This window comes from Streptomyces sp. NPDC008137 (assembly GCF_042957035.1).
Lineage (GTDB): Bacteria > Actinomycetota > Actinomycetes > Streptomycetales > Streptomycetaceae > Streptomyces.
In genome coordinates, this window is the sequence record NZ_JBIBHN010000001.1 from 220,925 (window position 1) to 227,104 (window position 6,180).

At 72.5% G+C, this 6,180-nt stretch carries 4 protein-coding genes; all 4 read right to left on the minus strand.

The window, feature by feature from the left end:
• Positions 1-37: 37 nt before the first annotated feature.
• Positions 38-3,238, minus strand: coding sequence for a S41 family peptidase (locus ACFZBT_RS00990; protein ID WP_391097461.1), 3,201 nt, complete (start codon positions 3,236-3,238; stop codon positions 38-40).
• A 45-nt stretch (positions 3,239-3,283) separates the two neighbouring features.
• The gene (locus ACFZBT_RS00995; RefSeq protein WP_391097462.1) at positions 3,284-3,811 is read right to left on the minus strand and encodes a hypothetical protein; all 528 of its coding nucleotides are present in this window, start codon (positions 3,809-3,811) and stop codon (positions 3,284-3,286) included.
• A gap of 392 nt (positions 3,812-4,203) precedes the next feature.
• A complete protein-coding gene (locus tag ACFZBT_RS01000) occupies positions 4,204-4,941 on the minus strand; it encodes a 16S rRNA (uracil(1498)-N(3))-methyltransferase (protein WP_391097463.1) in 738 nt (245 codons plus the stop codon).
• Positions 4,938-6,014, minus strand: coding sequence for a nitronate monooxygenase (locus tag ACFZBT_RS01005; RefSeq protein ID WP_391097464.1), 1,077 nt, complete (start codon positions 6,012-6,014; stop codon positions 4,938-4,940). The genes ACFZBT_RS01000 and ACFZBT_RS01005 overlap by 4 nt, the downstream gene beginning before the upstream one ends.
• Positions 6,015-6,180: the final 166 nt, after the last annotated feature.

The window sequence follows — 6,180 nt, forward strand, 5'->3', positions numbered from 1 at the left end:
GGTGCGTTTGGGCTGGTCGCGCAGTTCCCCGCGCCCCTTAAGTTGGCAGGCCTGGGGGCGTTTTTGCCGGTACTGCCTCCAGCGCTTCCAGAGCCAGTCGGATTGCCTCGTCCAGTTGGGTGTCTCTGCCCGCCACGTAATCCTGGGGGCGCTGCACGACTTCCACGTCCGGGTCCACACCATGATTCTCGACGCCCCACTCATAGCCCTCCAGCCAGAAGGCGTACTTGGGCTGGGTGACGAGGGTGCCGTCGACGAGGCGGTAGCGGCTGTCGATACCGATGACGCCACCCCAGGTGCGGGTGCCGACGACGGGGCCGAGGCCCAGGGCCTTGATGGCCGCGTTGACGATGTCGCCGTCGGAGCCGGAGAACTCGTTGGCGACGGCGACGACGGGGCCGCGCGGGGCGTCCTCCGGGTAGCTGTAGGGGCGCATGCCACGAGGCACGGCCCAGCCGACGATGCGCCGGGCGAGCTTCTCGATGACCAGCTGGGAGGTGTGGCCGCCGCGGTTCTCGCGGACGTCGACGACCAGTCCCTCGCGGGCGACCTCGACACGCAGGTCACGGTGGATCTGGGCCCAGCCGGGCGCCTGCATGTCCGGGACATGCAGATATCCGAGGCGGCCGCCGGACTTCTCGTGGACGTAGGCACGCCGGTCGGCGACCCAGGCGTGGTAGCGCAGCGGCTCCTCGTCCGCGACCGGGACGACGACGGCGTGCCGGGGGTCGCCGCCGCCGGACGGGGAGATGGTCAGCTCCACCGGCTTGCCCGCCGTGCCGATCAGCAGCGGTCCGGGCCCGGCGACGGGGTCGACCGGCTGCCCCGCGATCGCGAGGATGGCGTCCCCTGGCCGCACGGCGACACCGGGTGCGGCGAGCGGGCTGCGGGCGTCCGGGTCGGAGGTCTCCGAGGGCAGGATGCGGTCGACGCGCCAACTGCCGTCCTCGTAGCGGGAGATGTCCGCGCCGAGCAGACCCTGGCGGGCGCCGCGGCCGTAGCCGCCGCGCGGGGTGACGTAGGCGTGCGAGGTGCCGAGTTCGCCCTGGACCTCCCACAGCAGGTCGACCAGGTCGTCGTGGGTGGCGAGGCGCTCCACGACCGGGCGGTAGCGGTCGAGGACACCGGACCAGTCGACGCCGCTCATGTCCGGGCGCCAGAAGTGGTCCCGCATGATGCGGCCGTTCTCGTCGAACATCTGCCGCCACTCGGCGGCCGGGTCGACGAACTGGCGTACGCGGCCGAGGTCGACGGTGATGTTGGAGTCGCTGTCGTCGTCGTTCGAGGCCCGCCGGTCACTGGGGACGACCTTGAGCCGCCCGTCGGTCCACAGCAGCACCCGCTTGCCGTCGCCGCTGACCTCGAAGTGGTCGGCGTCGACGGCGAGATGCTCGACCCGCTGCTGGGCGAGGTCGTAGCGCTCCAGCTCGGACTTGGGCTCGGGATCGTCAGGCCTGGCCCGGGACGCGCCGAGCACTCCGGAGACCGGGTGGCGCAGCCACAGGACGCCGTCCTTCGCGGACCGCAGGTTGGAGTAGCGGGCGGCCTCGACCGGGAAGGGCACGATGCGGTCGGCGAGGCCCTCGATGTCGATGCGGGTGGTGGGGGTGCCCTCGCTGTCGGGGGTCTCCTCCCGGTCGGGCGTCTCGAAGGACCGGCCGTGCCGCTGCGGCCCGAAGGGGGAGGGTGTGGTGGCCGCGAGGGTGATGAGATGCGGCCTCGCCCCCTCCACGAACGCCAGGTCGAAGACGTGCTCGTCGTAGACCGGGTCGAAGGAGCGCGTCGACAGGAACGCGAGGTGCTTGCCGTCCACCGTGAACGCCGGCGCGTAGTCCTGGAAGCGCAGCGGGGTCGCCTCGGTGACCGACAGGTCGGTGGTGTTGGCGAGCTTCAGCTGGCTCAGGGGCCGCGGCCCGGGATGGGACCAGGCGAGCCATCCCGAATCGGGCGAGAAGACGAGCCCCGACACATCACCGTCCTCACTCCGGTCCACCTCCCGCACCTCACCCGTCTCCCGCTCGACGAGCAGCAGCCGCCCGTCGTGGGAGGCCACGGCGGCGCGGCTGCCGTCGGGCGCCATGGCGAGGTCCAGCACCCGGCCGAGCTGCCCGGCGGCGAGCCGGCGCGGCGTCGCTCCCGGGGCGAGCCCGGTGGCGGGCGCGAACTCCAGGGCGTCGTCGCCCTCCGCGTCCGTCACCCACACCACCCACTCCTCGCCGTCGGCGCGGAAGGCACGCGGCTGCCGGGCCCGCACGCCGGGCGTCGCGGCGAGAGCGCGGGCGGGACCGGCGCGGTGGGTGACCCAGTGGACGGAGCCGCGTACGGAGACGGCGCTGCCGCGCGCGGTGTGGTCCGGGGACGCCGACCCGAACGACCGGGAGGCGTGCAGCGGAAACGGCTGAAGATCCACGCGCTGCCCGCCCAGCCGCACGTCCAGCCGACGCGGCTCGGCCCCGTCCAGATCATCGAGGACCCACAGCTCACCGGCGCTGGAGTAGACGACCCGAGTGCCGTCACCGGCGGCATGCCGGGCGTAGAAGCCGTCGATGGGCGTGTGCCGCCGCAGATCGGCCCCGTCGGCGAGGGAGGAGTACAGCGCGCCGGTGCCCTCGTGATCGGACAGGAAGGCGATGCGCTCACCGACCCACAGCGGATACTCGACGTTCCCGTCCAGCTCCTCATGCAGCCGTACGAACTCCCCGTCCCCGTCCCGGTCGATCCACAACTTGCCCGCGGTGCCACCCCGGTACCGCTTCCACCAGGCGGCCTCGCGCCCCATCGGCGCGGACAGCAGGACCACACTCGGCCCGTAGGCGACGTCACCGACGGGCCCGTACGGCAGGGTGGTGGCCGGACCGCCGTCGAGCGGAACGGCACGCGCCCAGCTGCGGCGCAGGCTCGCCTGCCCCTGGGTGCTGATGGCCAGGACCTCGCCGTCCGGGGTCCAGCCGCGCACCTGGGTCCTCGAACTGCCCCAATAGGTCAGCCGCTTGGCGGGTCCGCCGCCGGCGGGGGCGATGTGCACCTCGGGAGCGCCGTCGCGGGTGGAGGTCCACGCGACGGTGGTCCCGTCGGGCGAGATGCGGGGCTGGGTCACCGGCACGTTGTCGGCGCTGACCCGCCAGGCCCGGCCGCCGTCGAGAGGGGCGAGCCACACGTCGTCCTCGGCGGTGAAGGCGACCAGGTCGCCGTGCACGTGGGGGAACCGGAGGTAAGCAGGCGATGCGGACTGAGTCACCCGATCACCCTATGCAGGGACGACGCCGCGCGGACAGACTTCGGATCACTTGCCCTCGACGGGGCGGCAGTCCGGATAGCGCTCGCACCAGATGGTCTGTGTGACGGTCACGGTGACGGTGGGCCCCGGCTGCCCGCCCACCGACCCGCCTCCCACGGGCGACGGAGTGGCATCACAGTTGCCGAGCCCGTCCACCTCGAACCACACCTTGCCGTCGACCTTGGCGGTGATCTTCCCGCGCACGCATTCGCCGTCCACGGCATGGGTGACCCTGCCGGTGACGGTGATGTCCTTCCCGTCCTTGGTCTCCCCCTCACAGTCGACGGTCGCGACGGTCTTCTCACGCGCCGAGGGCGATGCGTTCCCACCCTTGCCGGAGTCCCCGTACGACGCGGTGCACGTCAGCCAACGCACGTCCGCCTTCTGCCGGTTGAGTTCGTTGGTGACGGTTTCGTCGGTCGTGTACGCGACAGCCGCGGAACTGATCCCCGCCCCGGGTTCACAGGCGACGACACCACCCACACCGACCACAGCACAGAACGCCACGGCCGCGACCCTCTTCCATGCCCCCATAAAGGCAGCCTCCCACCGAAGAGGACGGGACGGTAGAGCGCAACTGGCCACCACGGCATGGGTGCTGGGGTCGGGTGGGTGCGCAACTCGGCGCGACGAGGTGCCTCCCCCACTCTCGGCTTCGCTCGAGCGGGGGGACCCCCACCGCCCACCCGTGCCGCCCATGGGGGCACCTCCCAGGCCCTTAAGGCACTGGGGGAGGCACGCATGCCCGCAGCTAGGGCGGACGCGCCTGCACCCGCCGGACTACGCAAGGGGACGTGTCGGGGGGTGTCCGCCCGCAGCGGTTGTCGCGTCAACGGACAGTCAGTCGGCGTCCAACCCCATCGCGACGTTCCGAGGACGGACACCCCCCGACACGGCCCCGACCCCCCACCGGCCGGCGCCAGGCGCTACCACCGTCCGGTACGCGCCAACAGCACGGCAACAGCGGCCGTCCCGGCGGTAGACGTACGCAGCACACTGCGCCCCAGCCGGTACGCCTTCGCCCCGGCCTCCTCGAACAACGCCAGCTCCTCGGGCGAAACGCCCCCTTCGGGCCCCACGACCAGCACGATCTCACCGGACGACGGCAGTTCGGCGGTCGCCAGCGCCTCGTCCCCGCTCTCATGGAGCACAGCGGCGAAGTCCGCCCCGGCCAACAGCGAAGCGACCTGCTTGGTCGTAGCCGCCTCCGCGACCTCAGGAAACCGCACCCGGCGCGACTGCTTACCGGCCTCCCGAGCCGTCGCCCGCCACTTGCCCAGCGCCTTCAGCCCCCGCTCGCCCTTCCACTGCGTGATGCACCGCGCCGCCGCCCACGGCACGACCGCGTCGACACCGACCTCGGTCATGGTCTCGACGGCCAGCTCCCCCCGGTCCCCCTTGGGCAGCGCCTGGACGACGGTGACCCGGGGCTGCTCCTCCGGCTCCTCGGTCACCGAGTCCAGTCGAACGATCAGCCGGTCCTTGCCCTCCGTGTCGAGCACGACGCAGTCCGCCCAGCGCCCGGCCCCGTCCGTGAGGACGACGTCCTCACCGGGCCGCAGCCGCTTCACGGAGACGGCGTGCCGCCCTTCCGGGCCGTCGAGGACGTACCGGCCGCCGCCGCCCGCGTCGAGGTGCTCGACGACGAACACCGGCGCGGTCACCGGACGCCGCCCCCACCCGACAGCACCGCACGCGCCGTGGCGAGTTCACCGGCCAGCACCTCCACCAGCTGCCCGGCGGGCAGCTCCCGCGCCATCCGGTGCCCCTGCCCGGCCCAGAGGGCCATGCCCTGCGCGTCACCGGCCTTGGCGGCGGCCTTGCGCAGCGGCGAGGTCAGGTGGTGGATCTCGGGGTAGGCGGGCGGAGCGTACGGTCCGTGCTCGCGCAGGAACCGGTTGACGAGGCCGCGCGCCGGACGCCCGGAGAAGGCCCGGGTCAACTCCGTACGCACGAACAGGGGGTTGGTCAGCGCCTGCTTGTGCAGGGCGTTCGCACCCGACTCGTGCGTGGCGAGGAACGCGGTGCCGAGCTGCGCCGCGCTCGCGCCGGCCGCGAGGACCCCGGCGATCTGGCCGCCGCGCATGATGCCGCCGGCGGCGACGATCGGGATGCTCACGGTTTCCCGGATCTGCGCGACCAGCGACAGCAGTCCGATGCCGGAACCGTCCAGCTCCGGTATGTCCCGGTGCGTGCCCTGGTGGCCGCCGGCCTCGACGCCCTGCGCGATGACGCCGTCCGCGCCGGCCCGCTCGACGGCCCGGGCCTCGTCGGGGGTGGTCGCGGCGGCCAGGACGAAGGTGCCGACGCGATGCAAGCCGTCGATGACCTCACGGCTCGGCACGCCGAAGTGGAACGACACGACCGGCACGGGGTTGTCGCGCAGCACCGCGAGCTTGGTCTCGTAGCCGTCGTCGCGACCGCTGTCGGGATCGCCGAGCTCGGCCTCGTACCAGGTGGCCTCGCCGGCCAGCTGATGGGCGTAGACGTCGACGGCGGCGGGGTCGGCGTACTCGGGCTGCGGCATGAACACGTTCACGCCGAAGGGCCTGCTCGTGAGGCTCCGGAGCTGCTTGATCTCCTGGTACACCCCGTCAGCGGTCTTGTACCCGGCGGCGAGGAATCCGAGCCCGCCCGCCTCGCACACGGCGGCGGCGAGCTGCGGTACGGAAACGCCACCCGCCATGGGGGCCTGCACGATCGGGTGCGGGAAGAGATCGGTCAGCGCGGAGGACATGACCGCATGTTGTCACGTCCTCCGAGCAACCCTGAAACCGGCCCGCTGTGTGGCATAGACCAGAGGAAAGGGCCCTCCGAAAGCCGCTCAGCGCCCGTTGAACGCGTCCTTCAACCGCGAGAACAACCCCTGCTGCCCCGGCTGACTCTGCCTGCCCGGGGGGCGA

Bases quoted from the DNA above. Each gene is read 5' to 3' on its own strand.
- ACFZBT_RS00995 (WP_391097462.1), bottom strand. From the start codon at position 3,811: ATGGGGGCATGGAAGAGGGTCGCGGCCGTGGCGTTCTGTGCTGTGGTC.
- ACFZBT_RS01005 (WP_391097464.1), bottom strand. From the start codon at position 6,014: ATGTCCTCCGCGCTGACCGATCTCTTCCCGCACCCGATCGTGCAGGCC.